Raw genomic sequence first — 15823 nt, 5'->3', positions numbered from 1 at the left:
ACAGCGACTTACACCACCCCCGGCGGCCTTCAGCCCCGCAACCTGCGCGGCATCCATGCCCAGGGCCCCTGCCATCCTCAGCATCAGCCCCTGGCTCTGCCGGGCTTCCGCACTGTCAAGGCGTTGTCGACAATTCCATAGATCGTTGACACGATGTCAACCAGGAATTAACAGCCCGCCGCGACCCGGCATCGTGCAGCGGGTTTACCTTAGTACGCAGCAACACAAGAGTTTGGGGTGAATCGCCCTACTGCCCCGCAACGCCCTGTCCCTAGTATTGACTCACCGCGCGGCGCCAGCAGGACTGCCGCGCGGTACCAGGCATACCCCGCCTGCCACGCATAGCCAGTGTCCCTGATTACCTCATCGAATCCAGCCGCTCACCGGGTGAACGGCTGCGGACACGGCTGCAAGAAAACATAGGAGACAACATGCTGCACGACCTGCCCGCCCGCCCCGAGACCGTCCACTGGGGCTACTTCGATGCCGCCAAGGCGCCCGCCCTGACCGTGAAAAGCGGCGACCTCATCCGCGCCGAAGCGGTAACCCACCATGCCGGCGATGCCCCCGACCTGATGATGGACGACGCCATTCGCGAGATCTTCCGGGCGATTCCCCACGACGACCGCAACCCCGGCGTGCACATCATGACCGGCCCTATCTATGTCGAAGACGCCAAGCCCGGCGACGTGCTGGAGGTGCGCTACCTGCAGATGATTCCGCGCTTCCGTTTCGGGGCGAATGCCGCGGCGCACTGGGGCCAGCTGTACAAAGAGTTCGAGAAGGAGCGGGTCACCATCTATGAGCTGGACCAGCGCTCCAACACCGCGCATGCCCTGTACGCCTTCGACTACCCCGGCAAGATGACCATCCCCGGCAAGCTCGTGGATGAGCGGGAATGCTGCAGGCAGCCGGCGCTGGCCGGTGTGCGGGTTCCCGTGCGCCCGCACCTGGGCACCGCTGGCGTCGCGCCCGACGCGCGCGGCCGCGTCACCACCGTCGAGCCCGGCCTGCATGGCGGCAATATCGACAACTGGCGCATCGGCGCGGGCGCCACCATGTACTACCCGGTCCAGGTCGACGGCGCGCTGTTCTCGATCGGCGACCCGCATATCTCGCAAGGCGACGGCGAGATCAGCGGCACCGCCATCGAGGCCTCATTGAACGTCCTGTTCCAGGTGGTCCTGCGCAAGGACTTCCACTTCCCCTCGCCGCTGCTGGAAACGCCGGATTGCTGGGTCGTCCACGGCTTCCATGAAGACCTGGATGAAGCCGGCAAGAACGCGGCCCGCGACATGATCCACCTGCTGACCGAGCAACAGGGACTCTCGCGCGACGATGCCTATTCGCTCATGAGCGTCTCGGCTGACTTCGGCGTGACGCAGGTCGTCGATGGCACCCAGGGCATCCATTGCACCATGCCGCGCTCGATCTTCCCGCCCAAGGACAAGGGCTGAGCCGTCAACTCAATACAAAGGGAGAGCGCCATATGCAATACGTCTACATAGGACGCAACGAGCTGGTTGCACTGATTGTCGGCCTGGTCACCGGCACGCTGTATTCCTGGCTGAACCTGCCGATCCCCGCGCCAAACGTCACCGGCGGGATCTGCGCCATCCTCTTCACCTACATCGGCTATCTGATCGTGCACGCGTGGCGCAGGACCATCGCCTTCGGGCGGCCGCCGGAAAGCCGCTGAATCACGCGCAACTCATGAGATTGGGGAATGACATGGTGGAAATTGCATTGGGCAGCACCGAGCTGCAGGCCGCAGCCGTTGGCTTGGTGACCGGCGTTATCTACACTGCGGTACGTGCACCGATACCGGCCCCGAACGTGCTCGGCGGGATCTTCGCCATCTTTGGCACGTTCGCGGGATTCGTACTGGTGGCCGCGATGCGGGGGCAGTTGCTGTTCGGCTAGCGGAGGGCCCGGCCTTCGCAGGAAATGCTTTGGATGCGCGGCGGACAGCAATGTCCGCCCGTTTTCGCTGTTGCAGCGTGATGCCAGGGAGGTTCAATTGCACCTTTTGCGTTTTTCCACCGAAGCCTATCCACACAACCGGCGCGGCGCAGCCTGGCGTGACGAACTCCGCGCCGCACGCCTGCATTGCGAAAGCCTGTGCGCCGATCACACCCTGCACGGCACGATCGAGTCGCGGACCACCCCCGCGGGCATCGAGCTGACCTGCATTGCATCGGTCCCCCAGACGCTGGCCATCACCAGCGGCGACGGCCGCGGCCTGATGCTGCTGATGCTGACCGAAGGCGAAGCGCACCTCGCTGCGCCGGAACTGCGTGAACCGCTGCGGCCGGGGCAGGTGGTCTGCGTGCCGGAACACGCCGCCCGCAGGCTGGCCCTGGCCACCAGCTTCCGCATGCTGATCGTGCATATCGGCCAGGCATTGCTGAGCGCACGCATCACGGCCCCCTTGCCTCGCTCCGCGCTGGTGCTGAGCGGCGACGCCGCTGAACTGTTTGCCCGCCTGCTCCAGTCCATGGCGGCCAGCTTCGACACCATCGTGTCCGCAAACGCCAAGGCCATCCAGCCCTTCGACAACACCATCACCGCCTGCCTTGACGCCGCGCTGGCCGACAGCCAGCCCAGCGCACCGCCGGACATGACGCCCTCGCGCGCGGCCGTTTTTGCGCGCGTCTGCAGCCGCATCGACGCACGCCTTGCCGAGCCGGAACTCAGCCTCGCCGCCATCGCCGCGGACGAGCGCATGTCGGCCCGCTACCTGCAGAAGCTCTTCGAGAAATCCGGCAGCAGCTTTTCCGCCTACCTGCGCACCAGCCGGCTCGAGCGATGCCGGGCCGACCTGGCGAACCACCAGTACGACAAGCTCTCGGTCTCCGACATCTGCTATCGCTGGGGCTTCAACGACCCTTCGCACTTCAGCCACGCGTTTCGCGAACAGTTCGGGATCTCGCCCCGCGCCTACCGTGAGCAGACCGCGAACACGCCCGAGCATCGCCCACCGCAGAATGTCTCCCGCGGGCTTCCGGCCAATGCGAAGCGGGCTCCCGCTAGCCATGGCGCGCCCGCGAACGATGGCCCTGCTGCGCGCCTGCAAGCGGCGCCCACCATCGTCCCCATCACCCAGGCGCGCTCGCACGCCGCCCGCCCGGAAGGCCGGCACCACTGGCTGCAGGCCACGGACAAGACCGTGCACTGGGGCTATCTCAGCCACGACCTGCCGCCCGTGCTTGAGGTCATGCCCGGCGACACCGTCACCATCGAAACCCTGACGCAGCACGCCTCTGACGACCGGGAACGCATGATCGACGGCGACGCCGGCGCCGAAAGCGTCTTTCACTGGACCGCGGAGCAGAAGAACGTCAACCGGCGCGGCGCGGGCCCCATCGATGCGTCGGTCTACGGCCGCGGCGCCGGCGAAGGCTTTGGCGTGCATATCTGCACCGGCCCGGTCGCGGTGCGCGGCGCCATGCCCGGCGATGTGCTGGAGGTGCGCATCCTGGACGTGCGCCCGCGCCCGTGCTGCAACCCGCGCTTTGCCGGCAGGGCCTTCGGCAGCAACGCCGCGACCTGGTGGGGCTTTCATTACCGCGACATGCTGACCGAGCCGCGCGAGCGCGAAGTGGTCACCGTCTTCGAGATCGATTGCGAACGCGCCGACAGCCGTGCGCGCGCGGTCTACAACTTCCGCTGGACGCCGCAGCGCGATCCGTTCGGCGTGCTGCACCCGACCATCGACTATCCCGGCGTGCCGGTCGACCACGACACCATCGTCAAGAACTACGACGTGCTGCGCGATATCGAGATACCGGTCCGCCCCCACTTCGGCGTCATCGCCGTGGCGCCGGCGCAGGACGGCCTGATCGACTCCATCCCGCCCTCCAGCTTCGCCGGCAACCTGGACAACTGGCGCGTCACCCGGGGCGCCAGCGTCTACCTCAGGGTAGCCGTGCCGGGCGCCCTGCTGTCGATTGGCGATCCCCATGCCTCGCAGGGAGACTCCGAGCTGTGCGGCACGGCCATCGAATGCTCGCTGACCGGTGACTTCCAGCTCGTCCTGCACAAGAGCACCATGATCGACCGCGACGCTCCCTTCGCCGACCTGAGCTACCCGCTGGTGGAAACCGCCGACGAATGGATCCTGCATGGCTTCAGCTCGCCCAACCACCTGGCTGAACTGGGCCAGATGGCGCAGAGCCATATCTACCTGAAGTCCACCCTGGACGACGCCATGCGCGACGCCTTCCGCAAGACACGCCGCTTCCTTATGTCGGTCAAGGGGCTGAGTGAAGATGAGGCGGTTGCGCTGATCTCTGTTGCAGTGGATTTTGGTATCACGCAGGTGGTGAATGGCAACTGGGGCGTGCATGCCATTATCAGGAAGTCGATGTTCAGCCGCGCCTAGCAGACTGTCGCACGGCGCAAGACCCATATGCGTATCCGACGCTGGCCGCGAACGGCACCCTGATGGGCTGTCCCGTGATCGATAGCGCAAGCGCCCCGGCTACTGCCGGCGCGGCGCTAGCCATGGCATCATCGGCGGAAGCCTAGGTTATTCGGGCGCGGACTGGGTGGTCGATCAAATGGAGTGAGATAAGTGCTCAAGAAATTGCGCGACATGTTGACTCACAGGCGTATCGCCGAGGAGCGGAATCGAGCCCTCCGAGCACGCTTCGGCCGCTCGCTGGAAGAATTGAAAGGTTTATTTTCTCGTCCGCTAGATATGGTGCCAATATCAGCGACTGAAAAGAGGCCTTCTAGGTACCCTGAGATTTCCAGCTTATTACCCGGAACGGGTATAAATGCTTTTTACGCTCACTTTCAACTGGAGTCGAATAAGGTACATGAGCTTATCGAAGGCATTAAAAACGGATTCGATAAAGTTGATGAGCACTTGTATATAAGACGCAGCGGCAATGAGGCTGGAGATTTTTTCATCTCCATTGCGTTCAGTAATGAATTTTCTGGATCAATAGTATCAATGATGACCAACGATACTTCCGTGTTGGATCGCATAGTAGTGGCCAACTCAAGTCCACCGCCTCCGTGGGTCGCCTTTCCAGAGATTAGCGAACCGCTTAAGCTGGGATTCCTGCAAGGCGACATTGAATATTGGTGGGATAACTATTGGTCTTCATTCTGGGAATCCTTAACCGCCGAAGAGCGCGAGGCATATTTAGGAAGGCACGGAGCCACCGAAGAATGGAAGCGTTGCATTTGGCTTCATGGAAGGGAGGCACGTGAGCTACTGGAAAGCGCGCTGTCCGAGAAGGATCAGGGATAGCATGACCTTCCGGCATGTTCCTGAAGGTGCGTCCGCAATGCGAGCATTGCTCCTGAATTCCAATCGACCGATGACTGTCGAGCGCTTGATGAAGGAACTCATTTAAGAGGGGAGCAACCCCGCCGCCGGCCGGTCTTTCAGCAACCTGCCAGGCGCCCACACGCACGGCCGAACGCTGCCTGTCGGCCCCTATAGTATCCTCGCGGGTTCCCCGACCCGTACCACGAGATTGATGCACCACACCGACGACGCCCTTTCCGAGCACGAATCCACCGCCATCCACGAGCCCCGCCTCTGGCGCGACAAGGGCTGGACCGCCCGCGTCATCAAGAACGAGGACGGCGACGGCTGGGCAGTCGAAATGATCCGCGGCGGCAGCGCCGAGCCCGCGCTGGTCGGTCCCTGGACCATGGGGCGAAACAAGGTCGATCCCAAGCCGCTGGATGCCACTGCGCACCAGACGCTGGTCAAGACGGCTTCAGAGGTTATCCGGCGGCATGAGCAGCAATTGCATGCGCAGCTCAACAAGCAGGTCAGTATCGAGTCTGAATCCGGCACTGTGATTGTGAAGCTCGTCATTACGCCGGATGAATTCGAGCCCTTTGGCACGCTCACGGCTGAGGATTCCTTCGGCGATGTGCTGGCGACTGTGAAGGTGCGGCCCGACTTTCGGCTGACGCGGGACAGCGCAGAGCGTTGGGCTGCTGGTGGGTTCGACAGGATTCGCTAGGCAACTGCCTGACAGCGAAGCGCCGGAAGATTGCGAATCGTCTGATCGCCACAGACGACAGAGATGGGAACACTGGAGCCATCACCGAGACAACGGTGATCGGGCGTACCAACCCGGATCTTTACAGACGGCCGTCTCATACGGCCAAGTTCGCGCGTCCACGTCTCCTCAGTTTTTGGCGGGCCGGGCGGGGCAGCCGAAAGGCTGGCCGGATTACTCTGTGAAGACCGGTTTGGTACCCCCGCTGTCTGGCCCGCCACCCTTCATTTTTATCCATCAGGCGGGTCTTCCAACTTTGATAGGAGTTCGCAATGGAAGAGCAAACCGCGTCGAAACAACAAACCGTCTTGATCGCCAATCCGGAAGATTGTCGCGAATCGCTGAATTGCATCAGTGCTGGATTGGACAGGGTGCTAGTGCTGTTGGAAGTGGAAAGCGAATGTTCGGATGCTTGCTTTGGTATCCGGTGTCTGGTGGCGATGATTAAGGCGAAGTTTGACCGGACGGCGGGGGAGATTTGTCCGGTGGAGTGAGTGGTGGTGCTGATGTGGCCGGGGGTGTTGCTCCGGCGTGAAGGAATAACCGCAGCTTCGGCTGCGGTTTTTTTTTGGATCTTCGCCGATCTGCGTGATTGATCTTACTGTCTCTGGGAGAGTGCCTGGGCCGTTGACGTCGCAACCGGCCGAATCCGACCCAAAGCAGCCCGCGGCCCGCGCTGGACGCACTCTGACGGCAGACTGTGACAAAGGCGCGCTTGGACCCACACGTCGTGGAGACGTGCAAGATGGTGCCAAAGGTGGCCGCCGTCCGTTGCCCTACGCCGTTTCGATGCTGGAAGGACCCGCCTTCGCGGTATAGCGGAGGCTGCAGGTAGTCGACGAACTCGATCGTTCCGCTACTCCGGCCGGGCGAATCGCACGCGTTGCTACTGGCCTCCGGGACCGGGATAGTGGAAGGTCCAAGCCTGCGGGCCGTGCTGGGGAAAGACGAAGATCGGCCCAGTGGCCGCCAACGCTGCTGGTGCGATGTTCGTCCAGAACCCATCGTCATACCTCGGCAACTCGTCCGGAAAGCCAAGGTCGTCGCTGAAGCCCGCCATGTGACGCAGGATTGCGATGTGCGAATTGCGATCCCATTCCTCACGCTGCAGGTAGGCCGACATGGATGACCAGAATGCCGGCGTGAGTGCGGCCGGAAACTGCGTGTTTCGCCAGAATGCTTGTGCGAGTTGTGTCTTCTCTTGGGGCGCGAGTCGCAGTAGCGCCATGTTCATGAGGTATTGGTCTCGTGCGGACAGTCTTGGCCGTCCTTGTGGGTCCTGCGTATAGATGCCCAACACGGCGTCAGTTTTAGCAAGGTAGTCCATGGCAATGGGGTTCCGTCGCAGGCTATCGATCAGCCGTCCCAGTTCGACCTCGTCCGCTTGCGTCAGGGGATAGTCGCCTGGCACATCGCGATACCGCTGCGCGGGCAGCGCGCGCATTTGTATTTGCCCATTCGGCTCCCGCTTGATACCGCCGTCGCGATACCTCCCCGGCTCGCGGATCAGATCTTCCATCCGCTGCCACATGCGACCCTCTTGGGTATGGGCGCGGCTGGGATTGATGTAGCCTCGAACATAGTCCAAGGCCTGGGCGCGCCAAGCTGCTGCAAAGATCGAAGGCGCCGACAGCACCATTACAGTCTCGTCGATGTTGAAATCGATCTGACTCAGATCGGGCTCGGTGACGAGTCCAAACATTGCGAAAAGGGTTGCGGCTGCAGCGACAAGCTGTCCGACGTGGCCGGTCGCGTTGTACGTCTTGATAAATTCCTTCAGGTCCGCCTTTGCTTGAGGCGACACCATGTAGGTGACGCCTCCCACCGTGACAGGAACAGCATCCTTCCCGCTGATTCGACCGCGGGACATTTCCGCAACTACATCAATGGGTTGAGCCTGAATCGTGGTGGTTGGGCCGTTAGCTGGCTTGTCGCGTGGGCCCTCCGGGCCACCCTTTTCTGCTCCACCTGCATGTTGTGGGCCATTTTTTTCCGACACGTGGCCTTCGATATTGATGGGGTCGTGGAAATTGACCTCATGCTGCGCGAAAGTGGCGCTGCTCGCAATGAGAAAAGCAATCAGCAGACTGGTCCTGGACTTCGAGTACGCCATGTGCGTTAGCTCCGTAAGGCGCTTGTGGATTTGTACGGCAGGGATGATGCACTACGGCCACCGAGGACGGCAAGCGCGCCCGTTGAATCATCGCAAATTGCGGTGGCGACAGCTCTTGGCCGATCTGTGCCTTCCCGGAAATCAGCGATGAACCTTAAATTCCGGAATCAATGTGTACTCAAAACTGCGATCCGCAAATCGGGGCTCCTAATAGTTCCCGCCCCCACGGTCAATTCCCACACGCAGGACTAGCATTTGCCTTCGCATTGAAAACCTCTTTGCTGTCAGTTAGCATATTCACTCGATAGGGGCTGCAACCCGGGAAATTCATCTTCCCCTCGTCCGCCTGTGGCCAATGGGTCGGGCTGACGTATTTGATCTCGTTGGAATCCCCGTTGCCTCGGACTGGTGAACATCCACGACCAACCCCCGCACTTCTGTCCAGAGTTGGCCGGACCGCGCCAAAGGTTCGGAGGTACCACTCGGGATGGGCTTCCGATGTCGCACGTCGATCGATCATAAGCGCAGAACTTCCAAAGCGCCTCGGTATCCACTTTCGATTTAGGATTCTTGTCAAAAACCACATGTGCGAGAGCATAACAAAGCACACATAGCACCTTATGCCGCCAATTCAAAAATCGGATGTTACACTTCCTTACAAGGTGTACCAAGACCTTACACGGCCAATACGCCTTGCCTCCCATTTAGTACAAATGGGAGGAATTTAACTCAAATGGGTTATACATCCGCAGGCTGAATTTCTAGAGAGGCGGACTAATAAAAAGGGAGACGGTATGAAGGGGTTCCTCAAAACATTTGCGGCAGTCGCCGCAGGTTTTGCGGCGCAGGGCGCCACTGCAGCGCAGCTGCCGTCGCAAGCGCCGACACATTCGGTTGATGCTTCATCGACCACTTCGATTGACGCCAAATCTCTCGAAAGAATCGCAGTGACAGACTCTGCCGGCGACGTCTTCAATTTCATCCTGAAGCGCTCGGACGCCCATGAGGGAAAGCTGATGGCGTGGCATCAGTCGCACTCATCACATTCGTCGCACCGGTCGCATTCGTCGCACTACTCCAGCCGGTACTAAGCAGAAACAAACACATTTCATAGCCGACTCCTCGTGGGTCGGCTCCTCCAAGGTCCCCATGACAACACGTTTGGAACTAGATTCCGCCGTCTACTGCCTGGAGGCGGTACAAAAGGCGGCATACAGATTCATAGACCGGCTCACGGTGCTGATCTCGCAAAGTCCGACCTCCGTAGTTTGCGAAATTGAATTGGTCGGGGGCATCGCAGCACCACTGGAAGACGTTCTAGCCAACTTCAAACGTGAACTCCTCGACCAACAACTCCGCCTGCAAATAAAAAACGAAACAGAGGCAGCGAGAAACCTGATTTTAGCGTACGCGTTCTCGCGCACAGGGTTGCAACAATGAATAAGTTTCGCAGCCTAGAGAGCTATCAAAGCAAGAATGCGGGGCGATATCAGTTACTACCGTTTCGGTTTGAAGCCCTGGATAACGAAAATGTGGTGGCCACGAATGCCGTCGGCGAGTTTGCTTTTTTATCTCGCCGGCAGCTTGAGGACCTCGTAGCGCATCGTTTGAGTCCTAGCGACCCCGACTACATTACGCTGAGATCCCGGCATTTCCTCCGTGAAGCCGGTGACGAAGCTAGTTTGGAACTGCTCACACTGAAGACGCGGACCAAGTTTAGTAAGCTTTCCAACTTCACGAATCTGCACATATTTGTCGCATCGTTACGCTGCGATCATAGTTGCCAGTATTGCCAAGTCTCTCGCCAGTCGGAGAACAAAGCGGCCTTCGATATGACACCGGAGACAGCGGACAAGGCTTTGGACCTCGTTTTCCGTTCCCCGAACCCCGCTATAAAAATTGAGTTTCAAGGTGGTGAGCCATTACTGAACTTCGAGCTGATTCGATATGTAGTGAAAAAGGCTGAGAAAATAAACAAAGTGGAAGGCCGGGATCTCCAGTTTGTTATCACCACAACCTTGTCGCTGGCCACGGATGAGATTCTGGAGTTCTGTCGCGACCACAAGATCTTCCTGTCATCCTCCCTGGATGGCCCGGCGGACCTGCATAACAAGAACCGGCCGCGTCCCGGTCGGGACAGTCACGAGCGCTTTGTCTCAGGCCTCAAGCGCGCCCGCGACATGGTGGGCTACGACTCGGTATCCGCGCTGATGACCACTTCGCCGGCAAGTCTGAATCGCGTCCGCGACATCATCGACGAATACCTCAAGCATGGCTTCGACGGTATTTTTCTGCGCCATCTCTCCCCCTACGGCTTTGCGCTCAAGACGAAGAGCTTTCAGGCCTACAACACCGAACGGTGGCTCGAATTCTACAAAGAGGGAATGGACTACATCCTCGCCCTCAACAAGGCAGGAACGCCCTTCACCGAGTACTACTCCACCCTGTTGCTGACCAAGATGATGTCGGCCGAAGACCCTGGCTTTGTGGATCTGATGACTCCTGCAGGCGCCGGCATCGCAGCCGTCGTGTTTAACTACGACGGTGACGTCTATGCGTCTGACGAGAGCCGCATGCTGCGTGAGATGGGCGACACGACGTTCCGCATCGGTAATGTTCATCAGAACAGTTACGAGGAAATATTCACCGCGGACGCGCTACTGACGGCCCTCGAAGACTCCTTCACGGCGTCTGCACCAATGTGTAGCGATTGTGCGTTCGAGCCGTGGTGTGGATCCGACCCTGTGTTTCACCATGGCATGTATGGCGACGTTCTTGGACGGAAGCCGGAGTCCGACTTCTGCAAGCGCGTCATGGGGATTACCAAGTACCTGCTCGATAAGATGCGCAATGACGAAGCAGCCAGGGAAATTTTCATGCGGTGGGTGAATCGATGCTAACACTTTCAGGACGCGTTATCCGCCTCGCCGAGGAGAAGGCTCCACAGCCGCAATCGCCGGCACCTCGGCGGCAGTTCAGCCTCAGTACGAATCCTGCCCTTCCACTCCCATTGAGGGGGGCAAGGGCTTACCTGTCCCGATCTAATGTGCCGGCCCCCACCGGCTTCGCTCACTATTTCGCGTTCAACGAACGGCCGACGAGCCTGACCGATGACATCCCCTGCACCCTGTTGACCGACGAGTTCTCTTACCTGGCTGAGGGCGATGTTGTCAGCTTGACCGGCGACGGTAGGATCAGAGCGCTTTTCCGGGCGGAGTCCAACCACAACAGCATCCTGCTTACAGAGCAGTGCAACAACTATTGCTTGATGTGTTCGCAGCCACCGAAGAAGGTTGATGACCGCTGGTTGCTGGACGAGGCCATGGAGACCGTTCGCCTGATTCCGCGGAACACGCGTTCGCTGGGCATTACAGGCGGAGAACCAACGCTGTTCGGCGACGGATTCATCGATCTGCTTCATCAAATTAGGAACTGGCTACCACGTACCTCCCTGCACATCCTGTCGAACGGGCGAACATTCGCCGCCGCGGCGTTTGCTGAACAATATGCAGCAGTTCAGCATCCCGATGTGATGATAGGCATCCCAGTCTACTCGGCCGACCCGGCACGTCATGACTACGTTGTCCAAGCCGAAGGGGCCTTTGATGAAACAATTCGAGGCATCCTGAATCTGAAACGCCTGAATCAGAAAGTTGAGATTCGTGTTGTGGTCCACAAGCAAACCTATAAAGGTCTGCCTGCGCTTTCAGAATTCATTGCCCGGAATCTTCTGTTTGTCGACCACGTCGCGCTAATGGGATTGGAAATGACCGGGTTCACCCGCGCGAACCTGGATGCGCTCTGGATCGACCCCGCCGACTACAAGACGGAGCTTAGTACGGCTGTCGGGATTCTAAGAAGCTATGGACTCAAGACGTCTGTGTATAACCATCAACTCTGCTTGGTGAATGCGGATGTCGAGCCAGCATATGTCAAGTCCATCTCTGACTGGAAGAACGAATACGCACCAGAATGCGAGCCCTGTGCGCGAAAGGCGGAGTGCGGCGGGTTCTTCTCATCAGGCATCCGGAACGGCTACAGCAAATCGATTCGACCATTTGCTTAGGACATAGTTGGGGAACTTGCGCACGGGGGGCCAAAAGGTGGTCCACTGACGGCTTGGCGGCTCTCACTGCAAGGTGACTCGGTACGAGGTCGGGCGCCAGCTGCGCTTACCGGCAAGATCGGCGACGGCAAGATTTTCGTGACGCTGATCGACCGCGTCATCCGCATTCATACGGGTGAGCAGGAAGAAGCGGCAGTCTGACGCTGGAGACGCGATCAAAATGATCTGTCATTGTTGCGTGGCCTCGCCGGACTACCTGTACTGTCTGCCGCCACCCTGGCACAGCGGCATTGGAACAATTCGCCTCGCGATCCAAGTCCCCTGCTTCGCCCCCTAGCCAGAACCGCTTCGCTCCATTTTGATCGCGTCTCTCATCCCTTCCACGCGTCCGGCGCATTGCACCGGACGTAGCCCATACCTCAATATCCGCGTGCTGGATCAATGATGTTATCCGGCGATTCGCCGGCAGAAACCCGAACAATATTCTCCGCAATCTGCCTCGCCGCAGACGACGGAATCGCCACCGAAGCCAGATGGGGTGTGATCAGCACATTAGGCATGCTCCACAGCGGATCCCCGGCAGGCAAAGGTTCGCGCTCGAAAACGTCCAAGGTTGCCCCGCCAATGTGGCCGCTTTGGAGCAGGTCCGTAAGCGCCGCCTGATCGACCAGTGCGCCCCGCGCAACGTTGATGAAGGCCGCGCCTCGCGGCAGCTGCTCGAGTCGCGCCCGATCCAGGATGCCAGCCGTCTGCGGCGTGAGCGGCAGCATCACGACGACAATGTCCGCCTGTCCTAGCACGGTGTCGAGCGTTTCCAGTCCGGCAAAGCATTCCACGCCTTCGATCTGCGCCGGGCTGCGCGACCAGCCGATCACCTTGAACCCCTGGCGCTGCAGTTCGTGGGCCGCTTTCGCGCCCAGCTGACCGAGCCCCAGAACCGCCACGCGGATGTCTTCCGGAGAACGGGGATGACGGTAGGCCCACTCACCCCGCCGCTGCGCCTGCTCGAAGTACGGGATGTCCCGGGCGTGCCGCAGCACGGAGAACAGCACGTATCCCGCCATCATGCGCGCCATCTGCGGGTCCGTGAGCCGCGTGATGGGAATGCCTTGGGGAAGATCCTGCCGCTGGACCAGTGAATCAACCCCCGCTCCCAGATTGACGATCAGGCGCAGGTTCGTCATTTCGGCAAAGAAATTCTCCGGCGGTTTCCAGGCGAGCGCGTAGTGAATGTCGGCTGGCCGGGTGATTTTGCTGGAGTGAATGACTTTCAGGTTCGGGAGCTGGGCCTGGAGCGCGCGCTTCCACGTGTCGAAATCGTCGAAGGCGCTGTAGAAAGCCAGCGCGCCCGAGGGGGTGTCTTCAGAAATTGGCATCTTGGCAACTGCCTTGAGAATAATGGCAAGGACGGCAGCGAGAGTACATCCTGCTGCCGTTCCGCGTGCGCATGGAAATCAGACCGCTGCTCTGCCCTTCTGCACCAGCCGCGTGACGGCCTCGATGGCGAATTCGTAGCCGTCGCCGCCCAGCCCGGCGATCACGCCATCCGCCACCTTTGAGATGTAGGAGTGGTGGCGGAACGGCTCGCGCTTCCAGATGTTGCTCATATGGGTTTCGATGATCTTGCCGGGGAAAGACAGCAAGGCATCGAGGATCGGAATCGACGAGTAGGTCAGGCCGGCCGCATTGATGATGATGCCGTCCGCCACGCCGCGCGCTTCCTGGATCCAGTCGACCAGCTGTCCCTCGTAGTTCGACTGCAAGAAGCGCAGGTCGGCATTCAGCGACGCGGCCTTTTGCTCGCATCGTGACTGCAGCACCGGAAAGCTGTCGCTGCCGTAGGTCTTGTTGGCGTCCAGGCCATAAAGATTGGCGTTGGGGCCGTTCAGGAACCAGATGGTGATCTTCTCGCTCATGTTCTGACCTCTGTTATCTCAACCTTCGTGGGGGCGCGTGGCCAGCATGGCGGGCAGGCTTTGGAAAGCCTCATTCCAGCGTGCCGCGTTGCCGTATCGGGCGCGCCAATCGAGTTCGGGAAACCGGAAGTCCAGATACCCCAGCGCGCAGCCGATGGTGATTTCACCGATGGTGGGCTGTTCTTCCGCCAGGTCCGGTGCGATGGCGTCGATTGACTCGAGGCAGGCGCTGACTTTCGTCAGCAGCGCTTCGCGCCACGTGGGCCACTGGACTTCCTCGGGGCGCGCGGTCCGTTCGTAGCGCGCGAGCAGCGCGGCGTCGAGCAGGCCATCGCCGAGCGCCTGGCGGGTCAGGGCCGTCCACCGCGCGGGGCCGGAGGCGGGAAAGATGTCCGCGGCGTCTGCCCGGCTGGCCAGGTACTCGCAAATCACCCGGCTGTCATAGATGGCCTGGCCATTTTCGAGGAGCAGCGTCGGGACTTTGGCGAGCGGGTTGTGGGCCGCGATGCGCGGGTCGCGCCGCACCGGATGGGCGGCGCTGTCCAGCAGTTCGATGTTCTCGGCCTGCCCCGTCAGGTGTGCGCAGACCATGACCTTGCGCACGAATGGCGAGGTCGGAGCGAAAAGAAGTTTCAGCATGCTTGATTGGATGACAGGCTCTAGGGGATCAGGACCAGCTTGCCGAAGACCTTGCCGCTTTCCAGCATCCGGTGGGACGCGACCGCCTCCGCGAGCGGGAAGGTGGCGTGGATGCGCGGCTTGACCCGTCCGTTTTTCAGCAGCGGGATGACATGGCGGGCAAGGCTCTGGGCCATCCGGGTCTTTTCGTAATGGCTCTGGGGGCGCATGGTGGACGAGTGCAGGCTCACCTGGCGCTGCATCAGCGTCAGCAGTTCGACATTGACCGCCGAGCCTTGCATGAAGGACAGGCTGACATGGCGGCCGCCGAAGGCCATGGCGGCAAGATTGCGGCGGACATAGTCGCCGCCGACGATGTCGATGACCACGTCGACCCCGCGCCCATCGGTGTACTCCAGGCAGGCCTTGGTGAAATCGGTGGTGGGCCAGCAGATCGTCGCGTCGGCGCCCATGGCGCGCAGTTCCGGAAAACGGCTTTCGTCGTTGTCCGTGGCGATGACGGTTGCGCCGGCGGCATGCGCCATCCGGATCGCGAGCGTGCCGATACCGCCGGCTGCGCCGTGGATCAGGACGGTTTCACCCATGGTCAGGCGGCCCAGCTCGAACAGGTTGTGCCACACGGTGAACAGCCCCTCGGGCAAGGCGGCTGCCTCGGCATCGGAAAGCGTGCCGGGCACGATGAAGGACTGATCGACCGGCGCCGTACACCACGGCGCATAGCCGCCGCCGGGTACCAGGCTCATCAGCCGCTGGCCCATCAGCTGACTGTCCACACCGGGGCCGCAGGCCACCACTTCGCCGCAGACTTCCAGGCCGAGCACGTCGGTGATTCCGGGCGCGGGCTTCGCGATACCTTGACGCTGCATGATGTCGGGCCGGTTGACGCCGGCGGCAAGCACGCGCAGCAGGACTTCGCCAGCACCGGGCTCGGGCATGGGGCGCTCGGCCAGCGTTAGCACACCGGCGTCGCCGGGTTCACGGGCGATGATGGCTTGCATGGAGCGAGGAAGACTGGTCATGGGTGTGTTCTCTCAGGCTGCGTTGTCTGACGCGTTGT

At 60.7% G+C, this 15823-nt stretch carries 16 protein-coding genes and 1 pseudogene; 12 read left to right on the top strand and 5 right to left on the bottom strand.

What is annotated here, in order from left to right:
• The first annotated feature begins 431 nt into the window (after nucleotides 1–431).
• The 7 genes from I6H87_RS21130 (at nucleotide 432) to I6H87_RS21100 (ending at nucleotide 6526) form a co-directional block, all read left to right on the top strand.
• A complete protein-coding gene (locus I6H87_RS21130; protein WP_010812531.1) occupies nucleotides 432–1457 on the top strand; it encodes an acetamidase/formamidase family protein in 1026 nt (341 codons plus the stop codon).
• A gap of 32 nt (nucleotides 1458–1489) precedes the next feature.
• Nucleotides 1490–1699 carry a XapX domain-containing protein gene (locus I6H87_RS21125; protein ID WP_010812532.1) on the top strand — a complete coding sequence of 70 codons (210 nt, stop codon included), beginning with the start codon at nucleotides 1490–1492 and terminating at the stop codon, nucleotides 1697–1699.
• A gap of 32 nt (nucleotides 1700–1731) precedes the next feature.
• On the top strand, nucleotides 1732–1923 hold the full coding sequence (locus tag I6H87_RS21120; RefSeq protein WP_010812533.1) for a DUF1427 family protein: 192 nt from the start codon (nucleotides 1732–1734) through the stop codon (nucleotides 1921–1923).
• 97 nt (nucleotides 1924–2020) lie between these two features.
• On the top strand, nucleotides 2021–4384 hold the full coding sequence (locus tag I6H87_RS21115; RefSeq protein WP_041687979.1) for an acetamidase/formamidase family protein: 2364 nt from the start codon (nucleotides 2021–2023) through the stop codon (nucleotides 4382–4384).
• Between the two features lie 192 nt (nucleotides 4385–4576).
• Entirely contained in the window at nucleotides 4577–5263 is a 687-nt protein-coding gene (locus I6H87_RS21110; RefSeq protein ID WP_011616622.1) for a hypothetical protein, read from the top strand.
• 232 nt (nucleotides 5264–5495) lie between these two features.
• Complete coding sequence (locus I6H87_RS21105; protein ID WP_011616621.1) at nucleotides 5496–5993, top strand: hypothetical protein; 498 nt, start codon at nucleotides 5496–5498, stop codon at nucleotides 5991–5993.
• A gap of 311 nt (nucleotides 5994–6304) precedes the next feature.
• The gene (locus I6H87_RS21100; protein WP_041687977.1) at nucleotides 6305–6526 is read left to right on the top strand and encodes a DUF1484 family protein; all 222 of its coding nucleotides are present in this window, start codon (nucleotides 6305–6307) and stop codon (nucleotides 6524–6526) included.
• A gap of 392 nt (nucleotides 6527–6918) precedes the next feature.
• Here the strand turns inward: I6H87_RS21100 and I6H87_RS21095 are convergent, their stop codons facing one another.
• Entirely contained in the window at nucleotides 6919–8145 is a 1227-nt protein-coding gene (locus I6H87_RS21095; RefSeq protein WP_011616620.1) for a hypothetical protein, read from the bottom strand.
• Nucleotides 8146–8939: 794 nt separating this feature from the next.
• Here I6H87_RS21095 and hxsA2 point away from each other — a divergent pair.
• The 5 genes and pseudogenes from hxsA2 to I6H87_RS21070 form a co-directional block, all read left to right on the top strand.
• On the top strand, nucleotides 8940–9236 hold the full coding sequence (gene hxsA2, locus I6H87_RS21090) for a His-Xaa-Ser repeat protein HxsA2 (protein WP_011616619.1): 297 nt from the start codon (nucleotides 8940–8942) through the stop codon (nucleotides 9234–9236).
• Between the two features lie 58 nt (nucleotides 9237–9294).
• Nucleotides 9295–9585 (top strand): His-Xaa-Ser system protein HxsD, encoded by a 291-nt coding sequence (gene hxsD, locus I6H87_RS21085; protein ID WP_041687975.1) that lies wholly within the window; start codon nucleotides 9295–9297, stop codon nucleotides 9583–9585.
• Nucleotides 9582–11045, top strand: coding sequence for a His-Xaa-Ser system radical SAM maturase HxsB (hxsB, locus tag I6H87_RS21080; RefSeq protein ID WP_011616618.1), 1464 nt, complete (start codon nucleotides 9582–9584; stop codon nucleotides 11043–11045). The genes hxsD and hxsB overlap by 4 nt, the downstream gene beginning before the upstream one ends.
• Nucleotides 11046–11191: 146 nt before the next feature.
• Nucleotides 11192–12211: a His-Xaa-Ser system radical SAM maturase HxsC gene (hxsC, locus tag I6H87_RS21075; RefSeq protein WP_231881488.1), complete on the top strand. Its 1020-nt coding sequence runs from the start codon at nucleotides 11192–11194 to the stop codon at nucleotides 12209–12211.
• Between the two features lie 99 nt (nucleotides 12212–12310).
• Nucleotides 12311–12412, top strand: a pseudogene (locus I6H87_RS21070) (P-II family nitrogen regulator); the annotation flags it as partial.
• Nucleotides 12413–12630: 218 nt separating this feature from the next.
• Here the strand turns inward: I6H87_RS21070 and I6H87_RS21065 are convergent.
• From I6H87_RS21065 to I6H87_RS21050, 4 genes are all read right to left on the bottom strand, one after another.
• Nucleotides 12631–13587: a 2-hydroxyacid dehydrogenase gene (locus I6H87_RS21065; RefSeq protein ID WP_011616616.1), complete on the bottom strand. Its 957-nt coding sequence runs from the start codon at nucleotides 13585–13587 to the stop codon at nucleotides 12631–12633.
• A 78-nt stretch (nucleotides 13588–13665) separates the two neighbouring features.
• A complete protein-coding gene (locus I6H87_RS21060) occupies nucleotides 13666–14127 on the bottom strand; it encodes a type II 3-dehydroquinate dehydratase (protein ID WP_010812539.1) in 462 nt (153 codons plus the stop codon).
• A gap of 18 nt (nucleotides 14128–14145) precedes the next feature.
• On the bottom strand, nucleotides 14146–14766 hold the full coding sequence (locus tag I6H87_RS21055) for a glutathione S-transferase (protein WP_011616615.1): 621 nt from the start codon (nucleotides 14764–14766) through the stop codon (nucleotides 14146–14148).
• A 20-nt stretch (nucleotides 14767–14786) separates the two neighbouring features.
• Nucleotides 14787–15764: an NAD(P)H-quinone oxidoreductase gene (locus I6H87_RS21050; protein WP_010812541.1), complete on the bottom strand. Its 978-nt coding sequence runs from the start codon at nucleotides 15762–15764 to the stop codon at nucleotides 14787–14789.
• Nucleotides 15765–15823 lie beyond the last annotated feature (59 nt).

Source organism: Cupriavidus necator, assembly GCF_016127575.1.
Classification (GTDB): Bacteria; Pseudomonadota; Gammaproteobacteria; order Burkholderiales; family Burkholderiaceae; genus Cupriavidus; species Cupriavidus necator_D.
The sequence above is the reverse complement of the archived record's forward strand: the minus strand, read 5'-3'. Positions and strand labels throughout refer to the sequence as shown.